This window comes from Rhizobium sp. YJ-22 (assembly GCF_029601685.1).
GTDB lineage: Bacteria > Pseudomonadota > Alphaproteobacteria > Rhizobiales > Rhizobiaceae > Metarhizobium.
This window is the reverse complement of record NZ_JARRIR010000001.1, coordinates 803,488-817,574: the sequence shown is the minus strand read 5'-3', so window position 1 is coordinate 817,574 and position 14,087 is coordinate 803,488. Positions and strand designations below refer to the sequence as shown.

The following is a 14,087-nucleotide window of genomic DNA, read 5'->3' as shown; positions in this document are numbered from 1 at the left end:
AACAACAACAGAATGGCTATAACGCCAGAGGGAGAATGCCATGAATTTCACCAGACGACATGTGTTTGGCCTGATGGCCGCCATCGGCCTGCTTTCGGGCACGGCCTCGATCGCCGCCGCGGAAGCCCTGAAGATCGGCTCCTATCCGAGCAATCCGCCATTCGAATACAAGAATGAAAGCGGCACTTTCGAGGGCTTCGAGGTAGACATCGCCACGGAGGTCGCCAAGCGTCTCGGCATGACGACCGAAATCTCCGACCTCGGTTTCCAGGCCTTGTTCGCCGCTACCAGCTCCGGCCGTATCGACGTCGCTATTTCTTCGATCACCATTACCAAGGAGCGCCTTGCCAGCCAGTCCTTTACGCAGCCCTATTACGATTCGGACATGGGCATTGCCGTGAAGAAGGATTCGACGCTGGCCGCCGAAGGCGACCTGAAGGACAAGATCGTCGGCGTGCTCTCCGGTTCCACCGGCGACAAGTGGTCGAAGGAAAACCAGGAAAAATTCGGTATCACCGAGGTCAAGGGCTATAACGCCCAGCAGGACATGCTGATGGATCTGAATGCCGGCCGCATCGATGCCGCCGTCAGCGACATCCCCGGCATGCAGTATGCGTTCCTGAAGATGAAGGATCTCGAAGTGAAGGTGCGCATCAAGACCGGTGAGCAATATGGCCTGATGATGACCAAGGACCATCCGCTGCTGCACAGGGCCAATGACGCGATCACTGCGATGAAGAAGGACGGCACGCTGGCCGCGATCCATAAGAAATGGTTCGGCACGGAGCCGCCGGCCGGCTCCGCCACCGTCACCGAGCTGCCGATCCCGACGCCCTGAGCCGGATTTCCGCCGTCACCTCGCGCCGCCTTTCCGGGTGGCGCGAGGTTTTCGCATGAACGCCATTTGAGATGAGCCCGCCATGACGCTCGCCGATACCTTCTTCAACATCGACGTTCTCATCGCCAGTTTTCCGGCGCTGATGCGCGGCCTGTTGAACACGTTCCTGCTCGGCATCGCCGGCATCGTTTTCGGCGTTTCGGCCGGTCTGGCCATCAGCCTCGTCAGGCTTTATGCGCCAAAGCCGCTCAGGCTGCTGGCGATCCTCTACATCGATATTTTTCGCGCGGCGCCCGTGCTGGTGGTGCTGATCCTGATCTATTATGCGCTGCCGTTCCTAGGCCTGCGCTTCTCGTCCTGGACGTCGGCGGCGCTCGGCCTGTCGATCGTCATGGCCGCCTATTCGGCGGAGGTATTCCGTTCCGGCATCGAAAGCGTGCCGACCGGCCAGTTCGAGGCGGCTGCGGCGCTCGGGCTGCCTTTCCTGATCACGCTGCGCAAGGTGGTGCTGCCGCAAGCGCTGCGCATCGTCATCCCGCCGACCACCAGCAATTGCGTGTCGATGTTCAAGGATACCGCGCTCGCCTCCACCGTCGCCCTGCCGGAACTTCTGAAGGAAGCGACGGATGCGCAGGCGCTGCACGCCAATCCGACGCCGCTGATCGGCGCGGCGCTGATCTACATCGCCTGCCTCTGGCCGATGGTGCGCTTCGTCAGCCTGCTCGAAAAGAAGTTTCAGAAAGAGAAGAAGCGCTAAGCAATTCCAGGAGAAGTGCGTAGCGGTTTTCCGTTGGGAGTTGCACGGGAAAACTCAATCGGCGGGGCCGGCTGACAGGTGATTGTTGGCGGAGGCCTTGACGATGCCGATCTCGCCGAGCAGCGTCGAAACGGTCGCCGGCTCGACATCGGCCATGATGTCGCGCAGCCAGCCTTCATGGGCGGCGGCCATGGCGCTGAAATAGGTTTCTCCGCGCGGCGTCAGTTTGGCGACGGTGACGCGACGATCGCCGTCCGGCGTCTCGCGGATGACGAAACCGTCCGCCTCCAGCCGCTCCACGAGGCCGGTGACATTGCCGTTGGTGACCATGGTGCGCTTGGAGAGTTCGCCGAGCCGCAGGCCCTCGCGCTCGCGATAGAGCTGCGCGAGCAGGTCGAACTGCGGCAGCGTCGCGCCGAATTCGGCGCGCAGGCGCCGACGGATTTCCTGGGAGATCAGTTTGGTGGTCGAGAGCATGCGCAGCCACAGCCGCAGTTCCGGCTTGCCGGCGCCGCCCTGGGCGATGATTTCCAGATCGATCGCGCTGTTGTCCGTCTCCGCCATCCGACGCCGGATCCCCTTGTAAATGCTCACACCAAAGGTCTAAGCGGCAATATTTGAAATGTCAAAGGTTTCGGGCCGGGCATAAAAAGGGCGGTTCATGCCGCCCTTTTCGTCAGTTGCTCAGCGTATCGAAGAAATCTTTCATCCGGGCAAAGAAGCCGGTGGATTCCGGACTGTTTTCCTTCGACGAGATCTGCTCGAATTCCTGCAGCAGCTCGCGCTGGCGCTTGGTCAGGTTCTGCGGCGTCTCGATCTGGATCTGGATGTAGAGATCGCCGACCTGGGTCGAGCGCAGCACGGGCATGCCCTTGGCCTTAAGGCGGAACTGCTTGCCCTGCTGCGTGCCTTCCGGCACGGAGACGCGCGACTTGGTGCCGTCCAGTGTCGCCACCTCGAACTTGCCGCCCAGCGCCGCCGTGGTCATCGAGATCGGCACGGTGCAGTAAAGATCGGCGCCGTCGCGCTGGAAGAATTCATGCGGCTTGACCGACAGGAAGATGTAGAGATCGCCCGCCGGGCCGCCGCGCACGCCGGCTTCGCCTTCGCCCTGCAGGCGGATGCGGGTGCCGTCCTCGATGCCCGAGGGAATGTTGACCGAGAGCGAGCGCTCCTCGGTGACGCGGCCGGCGCCATGGCATTTGGTGCAGGGGTCGGTGATCGTCTGACCGCGCCCGCCGCAGGTCGGACAGGTGCGTTCGATCGAGAAGAAGCCTTGCGCGGCGCGCACGCGCCCCGAGCCCTGGCAGGTGGCGCAGGTCTTCGGGCTGGTGCCGGGCTTGGCGCCGGTGCCGGTGCAGAGGTCGCAGGTGATCGAGGTCGGCACGCGAATCTGCGCCGTCTTGCCGGAGAAGGCTTCCTCCAGTGAAATTTCCATGTTGTAGCGCAGGTCGGCGCCGCGTTCGCGCCCGCCGCTGGAGCGACGGCGTCCGCCGCCCATCATCTCGCCGAAGATATCCTCGAAGATATCGGAGAAACCGCCGGCGCCGCCACCGAAGCCGCCGCCACCGCCGCCCATGCCGCCTTCGAAGGCGGCGTGGCCGAAGCGGTCATAGGCCGCGCGCTTCTGCGGATCCTTCAGCGTTTCATAGGCTTCGTTGATTTCCTTGAAGCGGCGCTCGGCCTCGGTATCGTCGGGATTCTTGTCCGGGTGATACTGCATCGCCAGCTTGCGAAAGGCGCTTTTCAGTGCCTTGTCGTCCGCCGTCCGGGAAACGCCGAGCGTTTCGTAAAAATCAGCTTTTGCCATTCGGTTGAAGACCCCGGTCAACAGAACTTTGCCGCTTCTCCTGGAAAAGCGGCTTCGCCCTATCTCTTTTGTTGTACGCAAATCCATCGGGCCCGCGCCTCGCGCGCTCTCCGGACCTGCTCATAGCGTTCCGGCTGCCGAAGCAGCCGGAAATTCATGACATGACAGCCTTGGCCCAGCCTTATGCGGAGCGCTTGCGGTCGTTGTTGTCGTCGTCGTTGATTTCCTCGTAGTCGGCATCGACGACGTTGTCATCACCCTTTGCGGCTTCCGCACCACCTTCGGCCTGCTGGGCCTCATAGATGGCCTGGCCGAGCTTCATGGCAGCTTCCGTCAGGACTTGCGTCTTCGCCTTGATGTCGTCGGCATCCGGCTCGGAAGCTTCGATGGCGGTCTTCAGCGAGGCGATCGCATCCGAAATGGCGTTGCGGTCGGCTTCCGAGACCTTGTCGCCATAGTCCTTCAGCGACTTCTCGGTGGAGTGGATCAGGCTTTCGGCCTGGTTCCTGGCTTCCACGCCTTCGCGACGCTTCTTGTCCTCGGCGGCATGGGCTTCGGCGTCCTTGACCATCTTCTCGATGTCGGAGTCCGAAAGGCCGCCGGAGGCCTGGATGCGGATCTGCTGTTCCTTGCCGGTGCCCTTGTCCTTGGCCGAAACCTGAACGATGCCGTTGGCGTCGATATCGAAGGTGACTTCGATCTGCGGCACGCCGCGCGGCGACGGCGGCAGGCCGACGAGGTCGAACTGGCCGAGCAGCTTGTTGTCGGCGGCCATTTCACGCTCGCCCTGGCTGACGCGGATGGTCACGGCCTGCTGGTTGTCCTCGGCGGTCGAGAAGGTCTGGCTCTTCTTGGTCGGGATCGTCGTGTTGCGATCGATCAGACGGGTGAAGACGCCACCCAGCGTTTCGATGCCGAGCGACAGCGGGGTCACGTCGAGCAGCAGCACGTCCTTGACGTCGCCCTGGAGAACGCCGGCCTGGATGGCGGCGCCCATGGCGACGACTTCATCCGGGTTGACACCCTTGTGCGGCTCCTTGCCGAACAACTGCTTGACGGTTTCCTGCACCTTCGGCATGCGGCTCATGCCGCCGACCAGAACGACTTCATCGATGTCGGAGGCGTTGACGCCGGCATCCTTCAGGGCCGCCTTGCAGGGAGCGACAGTGCGCTGCACGAGGTCGTCGACCAGGCTTTCCAGCTTGGCGCGGGTCAGCTTCAGCGTCAGGTGCTTCGGACCGGAAGCGTCCGCCGTGATGAACGGCAGGTTGATTTCGGTCTGCTGCGACGAGGACAGCTCGATCTTGGCTTTTTCGGCAGCTTCCTTGAGGCGCTGAAGGGCGAGCTTGTCGTTCTTCAGGTCGATGCCGCTGTCCTTTTTGAACTCGGCCGCGAGATATTCGACCAGGCGCATGTCGAAGTCTTCACCGCCAAGGAAGGTATCGCCGTTGGTCGACTTCACTTCGAAGACGCCGTCGCCGATTTCCAGGATGGAGATATCGAAGGTGCCGCCGCCAAGGTCGTAGACGGCGATGGTCTTGCCGTCCTTCTTGTCGAGGCCGTAGGCGAGCGCGGCAGCCGTCGGCTCGTTGATGATGCGCAGCACTTCGAGACCGGCGATGCGGCCGGCATCCTTGGTGGCCTGGCGCTGGGCGTCGTTGAAGTAGGCAGGAACGGTGATGACCGCCTTCTCGACCTTTTCGCCGAGATAGGATTCGGCGGTTTCCTTCATCTTCTGCAGGATCATGGCCGAGATCTGGGCGGGCGAATAGCCCTTGCCATTGGCTTCGACCCAGGCGTCGCCATTGTCGCCGCGAACGATGTTGAACGGGACGAGAGCCTTGTCCTTCTCGACGGTCTTGTCTTCGTAGCGGCGGCCGATCAGGCGCTTGACTGCGAACAGCGTATTGGTGGGGTTGGTGACGGCCTGGCGCTTCGCCGGCTGGCCGACGAGGCGCTCGCCGTCGTCGGAAAATGCCACCATCGACGGCGTCGTGCGCGCGCCTTCGGCATTCTCGATCACCTTGACATCCTTGCCGTCCATGACGGCGACGCAGGAATTGGTCGTTCCCAGGTCGATACCGATTACTTTTGCCATATCATTCTCTCCTTGAAGCAAGCTGTCGGGACCCTCGTAAAGGCATTCCATGGACAGCCCCTTAACGGGATTGGTCACTGGATTTCGCAGCGGTCACTGCAGCGATGCGGCGTATATAAGAAGCAGTTTTCGCGACTGCAAGGCGGTTGATGCGCCGGAATTCGGCAAATTGGGCCGTTTATGACGATTTGTTCGGCGGCCTTCGCGACGGCTGCGCAAGGCGGAGCGCCATGCTGCGCCGTGCCGGCGATTCGGGCAAGGGAAAGCTCCGGATACGGGGAATCAATTGCCCATGAGAACGTCGAGCAGCGTCTGCCGGCGGGGTGCCGGCGTTCCGCCGCCGCCAACGTCTGCGGGCGGGATGAGATCGGGATCGACGCCGGCCCCGCCATGGCCGCGTTCGGGCAGCCGTGCGGGGATGCCGGCCGGCACGTCCATGCCGCCGCCGGCCGCCGACATCATCGGTTCCGCGCCGACGGGCACCGGCGGATAGGGGTTGGGATCGGCATTGCTGATGATGTCGCCGATATTGGCCGGCGCTTCCGCCGCGGGTTCGATCGTGCTTGCCGGAATGTCGTCGACGGGCTGGCCGTTACCGAACAGCGGCGCCGGCGTCAGGCCTTTATGGGCGGCTGTCATGAACTCGTGCCAGGCGAGCGCCGGCAAGCCGCCGCCGGTCACCTTCTTCATCGACTTGCCGTCGTCGTTGCCGAACCAGACGCCGGTCGTCAAATTGCTGGTATAGCCGACGAACAGCGCGTCACGAAACGATTGCGTCGTGCCGCTCTTGCCGGCAGCCTGCCAGCCGTCCAGCCGCGCTTTCTTGCCGGTGCCTTCGGTAATGACCCGCATCAGCATGGCATTCATATTGGCGACGACATTTTCAGCGAGCACGCGCGGCGGATTGTCATAGGTGTTTTCGTAGAGCACCTTGCCCGAGGCCGTGGTCACGCGGCGAATGACATGAGCGGTTGCCTTGTAACCGCCGTTCATGAACGGTGCATAGGCCGCCGTGAGCTCCGTCAACGTCACTTCCGAGGTGCCGAGCGCGATCGAGGCATTCGCCTGCAGATCCGATTCGATGCCCATGCGATGGGCAAGCTTGGTCACCTGGTCCGGCCCGACTTCCATGACGAGCTGTGCCGCGATGGTGTTGAGCGAATTGGCCAGCGCGGACGCAAGCGTCACCTCGCCGCGAAACTTCTGGTCGTAATTCTCCGGCGTCCACTTGCCGATCCTGACCGGCGCGTCGCGACGGATCGAGCCGGGGCGGATGCCCATTTCCAGCGCCGCCGAATAGACGAAGGGCTTGAAGGCCGAGCCCGGCTGGCGCCTGGCCTTGACGGCGCGGTTGAACTGGCTTTCGGCGTAGTCGCGCCCGCCGACGAGCGCCCGGATGGCGCCGGTGCCGTCGATGGCGACGAGCGCGCCTTGCGAGACGTTGAGCCTGCGGCCGTCCTTGTCGAGAGCATGGGCGATGGCGCTTTCGGCCTTCTTCTCCAGCCCCATGTCGATGGTCGTGTCGACGATCAGGTCTTCCTTGACGTCACCGATCAGGCCGGGAAGCTGGTCCATGACCATGTCGGCGACATAATGCTCGGCGCCGGACCAGAAGCTCTTCGCCCGGGTCGGCTTCTGCGACATGGCGGTCGCCACTTCCTTATCGGTGACGAAACCCTCTTCGCGCATGGCTTCGAGCACGAGCTGGGCGCGGGCTTCGGCCGCCTGCGGATCGCGCGCCGGCGACAGGCGCGACGGCGCCTTCAGCAAGCCGGCGAGGATCGCCGCCTCGCGCAGCGTCACGTCGCGCGCCGACTTGTTGAAATAGCGCCGCGACGCCGCCTCGACGCCATAGGCGTTCGAGCCGAAGAAGACGCGGTTGAGATACATCGCCAGGATCTGGTCCTTGGTATAATGCTGCTCCAGCCAGAAGGAGAGCAGCACTTCCTGCACCTTGCGCTCCAGCGTCCGCTCCTGAGACAGGAACATGTTCTTGGCGAGCTGCTGCGTCAGCGTCGAGCCGCCCTGCACCATGCGGCCCGTCGTCAGGTTGGTGACGATGGCGCGGCCAAGGCCCAAGGGATCGATGCCGAAATGTGAATAGAAACGCCGGTCCTCGATGGCGATCACCGCCTGCGGGATATAGGGCGACATGGTCTGCAGCGACAAGGCCTCGCCGCCGGTATCGCCGCGATTGGCGATGATCGAGCCGTCGACGGCGGCGATCTTGACGTTCGGCGGCCGGTCGGGGATCGCCCAGGTGCTGGCATTGGGCATGCGCGCGCCGTAATAGACCACCAGACCGGCAACGCCGATGCCGGCCCAAATGCCGAGCACGAGGCACCAGTAAACAAGGCGACGCAGCAGGCCGATCAGGCCTCCGCTTCCGCCGGAGCGGCGCTTGCTGCTCTTTCGCGACGCGGATTTGGCAGGCTTCGGGTTCTCGCGGCGTCCACCACCCGAACCACGCCCGCTGCCCGTGACCCGGTCGCCGGCGCCGAGGCGAAATTCGTCGTCGCGGTCGCCAGCCCCTCGACCTGTGTCGAAAGTCGGTTCGATGCGCTGCCGCGATTTGCCTTTTCCTGCCATACCCGACCGACGCTGCCCCGTTGGTTGCTGAAATCGCCTCAAGCCTGTGACATCACAGGCGAGCCCGGCAGTCCCGTTGAACTTTAAATGCGGCGATTTAACGCCTTCTTAAGATCGTTGGCAAAGGTGCGGTGGGGGTGTCACCCTTGTGCGACGTCGACCCATTCGGCCGCCGTCAGCGCGGCCATGCGCTGCGGGGGGATGCGCACGGCGGCATTGGTGGCGCCGGCGGCGGGAACGACGGTGTCGAATTTTTCCAGCGACCGGTCGCAATAGACCGGCAGCGCGGAGGACAGGCCGAAGGGGCAGACGCCGCCGACCGGATGGCTGGTCGCTTCCAGCACTTCGTCGGCGGCCAGCATGCGCGGCTTGCCGCCGAGTGTCTCGCGGCATTTGCGGTTGTCGAGCCGCGCCGTGCCAGCCATCACCACCAGCACCGTGCGCTCGCCCACACGGATGCAGATCGTCTTGGCGATCTGGTCGGGTTCGACGCCATGGGCTTCGGCCGCCAGCGCCACCGTCGCCGAACTGGCCTCGGTTTCGATGACGTCGATATCGGGTGCGTTGGCCCGGAAAAAGGCGCGGACGGATTCGATGCTCATGGAGCCTGAATAAGCGAGCTTGGCCGCGGCTTCAATCCCTGGCGTTGAGCTATGCGAATTACGCATTGCTGCGCTGCAATAAAAGCCTGTTTTTTAGTCGGGAATCGTGTATAGTTCCTCTCGTCGACGCGGCACACTCCTCCTCCCAGTGCCGCCCGATTGGACTGACGATCCTCCTCCTCCCGATTGTCAGTCAGTATCAGTGCCCGGCGCCTCCTCCTCCCGCGCCGGGCACTTTCATTTTCAGCCTCCCGCTTTCTCCTTTATCATAGACGTTTGGCCGGATTGTCGTTTTCGTCCGGATTGGGCAGTGGCGCCTCGTCCGGCAGGCGGTCCGGTTCCGGTTCGGAAATCGGCGGAGGCGGATCGAGCGGCGGCGGAACGGGTGGCTTGGCGGGCTCCGGAATGGGTTCGACGGGATAGCTCATGGCATTCTCCTGATGGGTTTCGGCCCCTGCGAAAACGCGGGCAGCCTTGCGGCGATGGCATGCGTCGATATCAGAGACCAACGACATCAGGCCGCCATTGTTCCAGGCCGGATGGAACCACCGGCGCCGATTGCGGGTTTGAAGGGCGGCGGACACCGGCGGCGAGCGCCGGCCCGCACCGGAGACCCCATCATGCAGATCACCTACCATATCGCGGAACATGACGGCGGCTGGGCCTATAGGCTGGGCGACGTCTGGTCCGAACCCTTTGCCTCCCACGACGAAGCACTGGCCGCTGCCCGCCGCGCCGCCGAGCGCCAGCAGGTCGGCGGCGACAATGCGGAGATCGACTACCAGGCCGGCGACGGTCGCTGGCGCCACGAGCATGTCGATGGCGGCGACCGCCCTGAGGTCGAGGTCGATCCCAAGGACTGATCTTTCCGCATCGCCGGATCGTGATCTTTCTTCCGCGCCGGTTACGGTGCCGGCCACTGGAATAGGGGCGCGATTGCCCCTATTGTCCATGCAGACATATCGCGCACCAAGGGAGAGAGAACATGTCCGAACCCCGCAAGCCCGGCCGCGGCCGCGTCTATTCCTCGATAACCGAGACCATCGGCGATACGCCGATCGTCCGCCTCGACAAGTTTGCGCGCGAAAAGGGCATCAAGGCCAACCTGCTGGCCAAGCTGGAATTCTTCAACCCGATCGCCTCGGTGAAGGACCGCATCGGCGTGGCAATGATCGAAACGCTGGAGGAGCAGGGCCGCATCACCCCCGGCAAGACCGTGCTGATCGAGCCGACCTCCGGCAATACAGGCATCGCGCTTGCCTTCGCCGCCGCCGCCAAGGGCTATCGCCTGATCCTCACCATGCCGGAGACCATGTCGATCGAGCGCCGCAAGATGCTGGCGCTGCTCGGGGCGGAACTGGTGCTGACCGAGGGGCCGAAGGGCATGAAGGGCGCCATCGCCAAGGCCGAGGAACTGGCCGCCGACCTGCCGGATGCGATCATCCCGCAGCAGTTCGAAAACCCAGCCAATCCGGAAATCCACCGCCGAACCACCGCCGAGGAGATCTGGAACGACACGGATGGCGCCGTCGATATCCTCGTTGCCGGCATCGGCACCGGCGGCACGATCACCGGCGCCGGCCAGGTTCTGAAATCCAAGAAGCCCTCGGTCAAGGTCGTCGCCGTCGAGCCGACCGACAGCCCGGTGCTTTCCGGCGGCAATCCTGGCCCGCACAAAATCCAGGGCATTGGCGCCGGTTTCGCCCCGAAAATCCTCGACACCAACGTCTATGACGAGATCGTCACCGTCAGCAATGACGACGCCTTCGGCAATGCCCGCCTCGTCGCCCGCCTCGAAGGCGTGCCGGTCGGCATTTCCTCGGGCGCGGCGCTGGCGGCGGCCACCGTCATCGGCCAGCGCGAAGAAAATGCCGGCAAGACCATCGTTGTCATCATCCCCTCCTTCGCCGAGCGCTATCTTTCGACCGCGCTGTTCGAGGGGCTGGGCGGTTAGTTTTTCAAAGAGCGAAGGGTCGCGCCTGTCCCGGTGCGGCCTTCCTTCTTGCCGGAAGCGCCGGCCTCACGCCGCCGCCGTCAGCCGCTCGCCGGCGATGCGATAGGAAATCGCTTCCGCCAGATGGATGCGGCCGACCGTTTCCTGTCCCTCGAGATCGGCCAGCGTGCGCGCCACCTTGAGGATGCGATGATAGCCGCGAGCGGAGAATTTCATTTTCTCGGCGGCATCGCGCAGCAGTTTCAGCCCCGGCTCGTCCGGTTCCGCCACCACCTCGATCAGGGCGGTGGAGCAGCGGGCATTGGTGGTCGCGGCCGGCAGGCCGGCGGCGACATAGCGCCGGCGCTGCATGTCTCTTGCACGCGCCACGCGGGCGGCGACCGTCGCGCTGCTCTCGGCGGCGCGGGGACGGATGAGGTCGGCGGCGGAAACGGCGGGCACGTCGATGCGGATATCGATGCGATCCATCAAAGGCCCGGAAATGCGCGCCTGGTAATCGCTCATGCAGCGCGGACCCTTGGCGCAACTGTGGCCGGGCTCGCCGGCCATGCCGCAGCGGCAGGGGTTCATCGCCGCGACGAGCTGGATATTGGCGGGGTAGGAAACGCGGTGATTGGCGCGGGCGATAATGCATTCGCCGCTTTCCAGCGGCTGGCGCAAGGCATCCAGAACCTGCGGCGAGAATTCGGGGAATTCGTCGAGAAACAGGATGCCGTGATGGGCAAGCGAGGCCTCGCCCGGTCGTCCACGAAAGCCGCCGCCGACCAGCGCCGCCATGGTCGCCGAATGATGCGGGGTGCGATAGGGCCGCCGGTCCGACAGCTTGCCGCCGGCAAGCTGTCCGGCGACGGAATGGATCATCGACACTTCCAGCAGTTCGGCGGCCGAGAGCGGCGGCAGGATCGAGGGCAGGCGCGCCGCCAGCATCGACTTGCCGGAACCGGGCGGGCCGACCATCAACAGGTTATGCCCGCCGGCGGCTGCCACCTCCAGCGCCCGCTTGGCGCTTTCCTGTCCCTTGATTTCCGAGAGATCGGGCAAATTGGCGGGATTGGCGCGGATCGCCGGCACGGGGCGGGACAGCTTCTGGGTGCCGCGGAAATGATTGGCAAGCGCGATCAGGCTGCGGGGCGCGAGAATATCGATGCCCTCGCCGGCCCAGGCGGCTTCGGCGCCGCTGTCGGCGGGGCAGATCAGCCCCTTGTCGAGCGCATGCGCCGCGATCGCCGCCGGCAAGGCGCCGGCGACCGGGGCCAGCGTGCCGTCCAGATTGAGTTCGCCGAGAACGACGTAATCCGCGAGCGCATCAGGCGGCACAGCGCCCAGCGCCGCCATCAGGCCGAGCGCGATCGGCAGGTCGAAATGCGAACCTTCCTTGGGCAGGTCGGCAGGCGCGAGGTTGACGGTGACGCGTTTCGGCGGCAAGGCGAGGCCGCAGGCGTGAAGGGCTGCCTGCACCCGCTCGCGGCTTTCGGCTACCGCCTTGTCCGGCAGGCCGACGATCTGCATGCCCACCTTGCCGGGCGCGACCATGACCTGCACCTCGACGGGAACACCCTCGATGCCTTGAAAGGCCAGCGTGCTGACGCGCCCCACCATGTTTCCTGCCCTCTCGCCCGATCCGATGCACCCTCAGCGGGTTATGGATTGCAATCTGGCATGGAATATGGAATAAAACAAGAACACAAAATGAACAATCTCCCGCATCCGGTGTGATCAGGTTGCGGGAGGTTGTATGGCTGGAACAAACGAGGGAGGAAGGCTCAGCTTTTCTTGGCTTCGATCGCGTCCCAGAGGAGTGCCGCGATGTCGGCGCCGCCGAATTTCTTCACTTCGCGGATGCCGGTCGGCGAGGTGACGTTGATCTCGGTCATGTAGTCGCCGATGACGTCGATGCCGACGAGCAGGAAGCCGCGTTCGCGTAAAGACGGGCCGATGCGCTCGCAGATTTCGCGCTCGCGCGCCGTCAGTTCGGTCGCTTCGGCGCGGCCGCCGACATGCATGTTGGAGCGGCTGTCATGCTCGGCCGGCACGCGGTTGATGGCGCCGACCGGCTTGCCGTCGACGAGGATGATGCGCTTGTCGCCCTTGCGCACATCCGGCAGGTATTGCTGGGCGATATAGGGTTCGCGGAACATCTGTGCGAACATTTCGAGCAGGGAGGAGAAGTTGCGGTCGTCGCGCGAGGAATGGAAGACGCCGGCGCCGCCATTGCCGTAGAGCGGCTTGAGGATGATGTCGCCCATTTCGGCGCGGAATCGGGCGATCTCGGCGGGATCGCGGGTGATCAGCGTCTGCGGCATCAGGTCGGCGAATTCGGTGACGAAAATCTTTTCCGGCGAATTGCGCACCCAGGCCGGGTCGTTGACGACGAGCGTCTTCGGATGGATGCGCTCGAGCAGATGCGTGGAGGTGATATAGGCCATGTCGAAGGGCGGATCCTGGCGCAGCAGGACGACGTCTATGGTCGCGAGGTCGATGCGCTCCGGCGTGCCGAGGGTGAAATGGTCGCCCTTGACGTCGCGTAGCGCCATTTCCTCGACGGTCGCAAAAATCGTGCCGTCGCGCATGGTCAGCTTGTCGGGCGTGTAATGGAACAGCTTGTAGCCACGCGCCTGCGCTTCCAGGCTCATGGCAAAGGTCGAATCCCCGGCAATGCTGATGCCGGAAACATGGTCCATCTGGACCGCTACGTTCTTGATCTTGGCCATAGGCTCGAAGGGCTCCCCGCTGAGTTCGCGCGCTTCCATTTAGGATGCGCCGGCGCCGATGGCAACGGGGGCGCCCGAAGTCAGGCGGCGAGGCCGACCGATCCGCCCGAAGTCAGGAAACGCTTGATGCGGATGGCGGCGGCCAGCGGCTTGGGGAAGGGGCGGCGCAGGAAGGCGATCTTGCGCACATAGCCTTCCACCTGCCAGGTCGCCCAGGTGTCGCCGGCAAAATAGGCGATGTCGCCGGTCTTCAGTGTTCGCGTCGACCCGTCCGCGGCGGTGACATGCACGGTGCCCTCAAGGATCAGCACGGTCTCGTCCCAGGGAAAATACCAGCGGAAGCTGCCGTCGGTGCAATCCCAGACGGCAGTCAGCGCGGCGTCGTCGGGGCTGCGGGAATGTTCGGCGGCGCGCGCCTGCGGGTCGCCGGAGAGCACCCAGGCCGGATTGATCGGCGCGGGCGTCATTTCCATCTCGCCCATGGGCGCGGTGACCAGCGGCGGCATGGTGTTGCCCGACAGAAGATTCGGCGGCACCACGCGCATCGCCATCGTCGCAGCACTCGCCAGCATCATTTTCCAGACCATACTTGCCCCCAATTATACAATGTCCCAAAACGGGACGCCCACCGGGAGGCAGGTTACGCCATGAGCCGTAACGGTTCGGTTCAGGTTTTCCGCTGTATTTTAACGACCCTAAAGCATGACCAGCCGAAGCGTGTTCGCTTC

The 14,087-nt window shown here is 64.1% G+C and carries 13 protein-coding genes; 4 read left to right on the top strand and 9 right to left on the bottom strand.

Annotated elements, in window-relative coordinates:
- The first annotated feature begins 40 nt into the window (after positions 1 to 40).
- Both P7F60_RS03950 and P7F60_RS03945 read left to right on the top strand, forming a co-directional pair.
- Complete coding sequence (locus tag P7F60_RS03950) at positions 41 to 838, top strand: ABC transporter substrate-binding protein (protein ID WP_277916382.1); 798 nt, start codon at positions 41 to 43, stop codon at positions 836 to 838.
- An 82-nt stretch (positions 839 to 920) separates the two neighbouring features.
- Complete coding sequence (locus P7F60_RS03945; protein ID WP_277916381.1) at positions 921 to 1,595, top strand: amino acid ABC transporter permease; 675 nt, start codon at positions 921 to 923, stop codon at positions 1,593 to 1,595.
- A gap of 54 nt (positions 1,596 to 1,649) precedes the next feature.
- On the opposite strand, the gene P7F60_RS03940 is transcribed toward P7F60_RS03945, so the two are convergent.
- The 6 genes from P7F60_RS03940 to P7F60_RS03915 form a co-directional block, all read right to left on the bottom strand.
- Complete coding sequence (locus tag P7F60_RS03940; RefSeq protein WP_277916380.1) at positions 1,650 to 2,159, bottom strand: MarR family transcriptional regulator; 510 nt, start codon at positions 2,157 to 2,159, stop codon at positions 1,650 to 1,652.
- Positions 2,160 to 2,271: 112 nt separating this feature from the next.
- Positions 2,272 to 3,405, bottom strand: coding sequence for a molecular chaperone DnaJ (dnaJ, locus tag P7F60_RS03935; RefSeq protein ID WP_277916379.1), 1,134 nt, complete (start codon positions 3,403 to 3,405; stop codon positions 2,272 to 2,274).
- Between the two features lie 181 nt (positions 3,406 to 3,586).
- A complete protein-coding gene (gene dnaK / locus P7F60_RS03930; RefSeq protein ID WP_277916378.1) occupies positions 3,587 to 5,503 on the bottom strand; it encodes a molecular chaperone DnaK in 1,917 nt (638 codons plus the stop codon).
- A 282-nt stretch (positions 5,504 to 5,785) separates the two neighbouring features.
- Positions 5,786 to 8,092 carry a transglycosylase domain-containing protein gene (locus P7F60_RS03925; RefSeq protein ID WP_277916377.1) on the bottom strand — a complete coding sequence of 769 codons (2,307 nt, stop codon included), beginning with the start codon at positions 8,090 to 8,092 and terminating at the stop codon, positions 5,786 to 5,788.
- Positions 8,093 to 8,232: 140 nt separating this feature from the next.
- A complete protein-coding gene (locus P7F60_RS03920; RefSeq protein ID WP_277916376.1) occupies positions 8,233 to 8,694 on the bottom strand; it encodes a YbaK/EbsC family protein in 462 nt (153 codons plus the stop codon).
- Between the two features lie 266 nt (positions 8,695 to 8,960).
- Positions 8,961 to 9,122 (bottom strand): hypothetical protein, encoded by a 162-nt coding sequence (locus P7F60_RS03915; RefSeq protein WP_277916375.1) that lies wholly within the window; start codon positions 9,120 to 9,122, stop codon positions 8,961 to 8,963.
- Between the two features lie 189 nt (positions 9,123 to 9,311).
- On the opposite strand from P7F60_RS03915, the gene P7F60_RS03910 reads away from it, so the two are divergent.
- On the top strand, positions 9,312 to 9,557 hold the full coding sequence (locus P7F60_RS03910; protein WP_277916513.1) for a DUF2188 domain-containing protein: 246 nt from the start codon (positions 9,312 to 9,314) through the stop codon (positions 9,555 to 9,557).
- 122 nt (positions 9,558 to 9,679) lie between these two features.
- On the top strand, positions 9,680 to 10,648 hold the full coding sequence (cysK, locus tag P7F60_RS03905) for a cysteine synthase A (protein ID WP_277916374.1): 969 nt from the start codon (positions 9,680 to 9,682) through the stop codon (positions 10,646 to 10,648).
- Between the two features lie 66 nt (positions 10,649 to 10,714).
- On the opposite strand, the gene P7F60_RS03900 is transcribed toward cysK, so the two are convergent.
- The 3 genes from P7F60_RS03900 to P7F60_RS03890 all read right to left on the bottom strand — a co-directional run bounded on the left by P7F60_RS03900 (position 10,715) and on the right by P7F60_RS03890 (position 13,946).
- On the bottom strand, positions 10,715 to 12,247 hold the full coding sequence (locus P7F60_RS03900; protein ID WP_277916373.1) for a YifB family Mg chelatase-like AAA ATPase: 1,533 nt from the start codon (positions 12,245 to 12,247) through the stop codon (positions 10,715 to 10,717).
- A gap of 164 nt (positions 12,248 to 12,411) precedes the next feature.
- On the bottom strand, positions 12,412 to 13,359 hold the full coding sequence (gene gshB, locus P7F60_RS03895; RefSeq protein WP_277916372.1) for a glutathione synthase: 948 nt from the start codon (positions 13,357 to 13,359) through the stop codon (positions 12,412 to 12,414).
- Positions 13,360 to 13,439: 80 nt separating this feature from the next.
- Positions 13,440 to 13,946: a cupin domain-containing protein gene (locus tag P7F60_RS03890; protein ID WP_277916371.1), complete on the bottom strand. Its 507-nt coding sequence runs from the start codon at positions 13,944 to 13,946 to the stop codon at positions 13,440 to 13,442.
- Between the last annotated feature and the right edge of the window lie 141 nt (positions 13,947 to 14,087).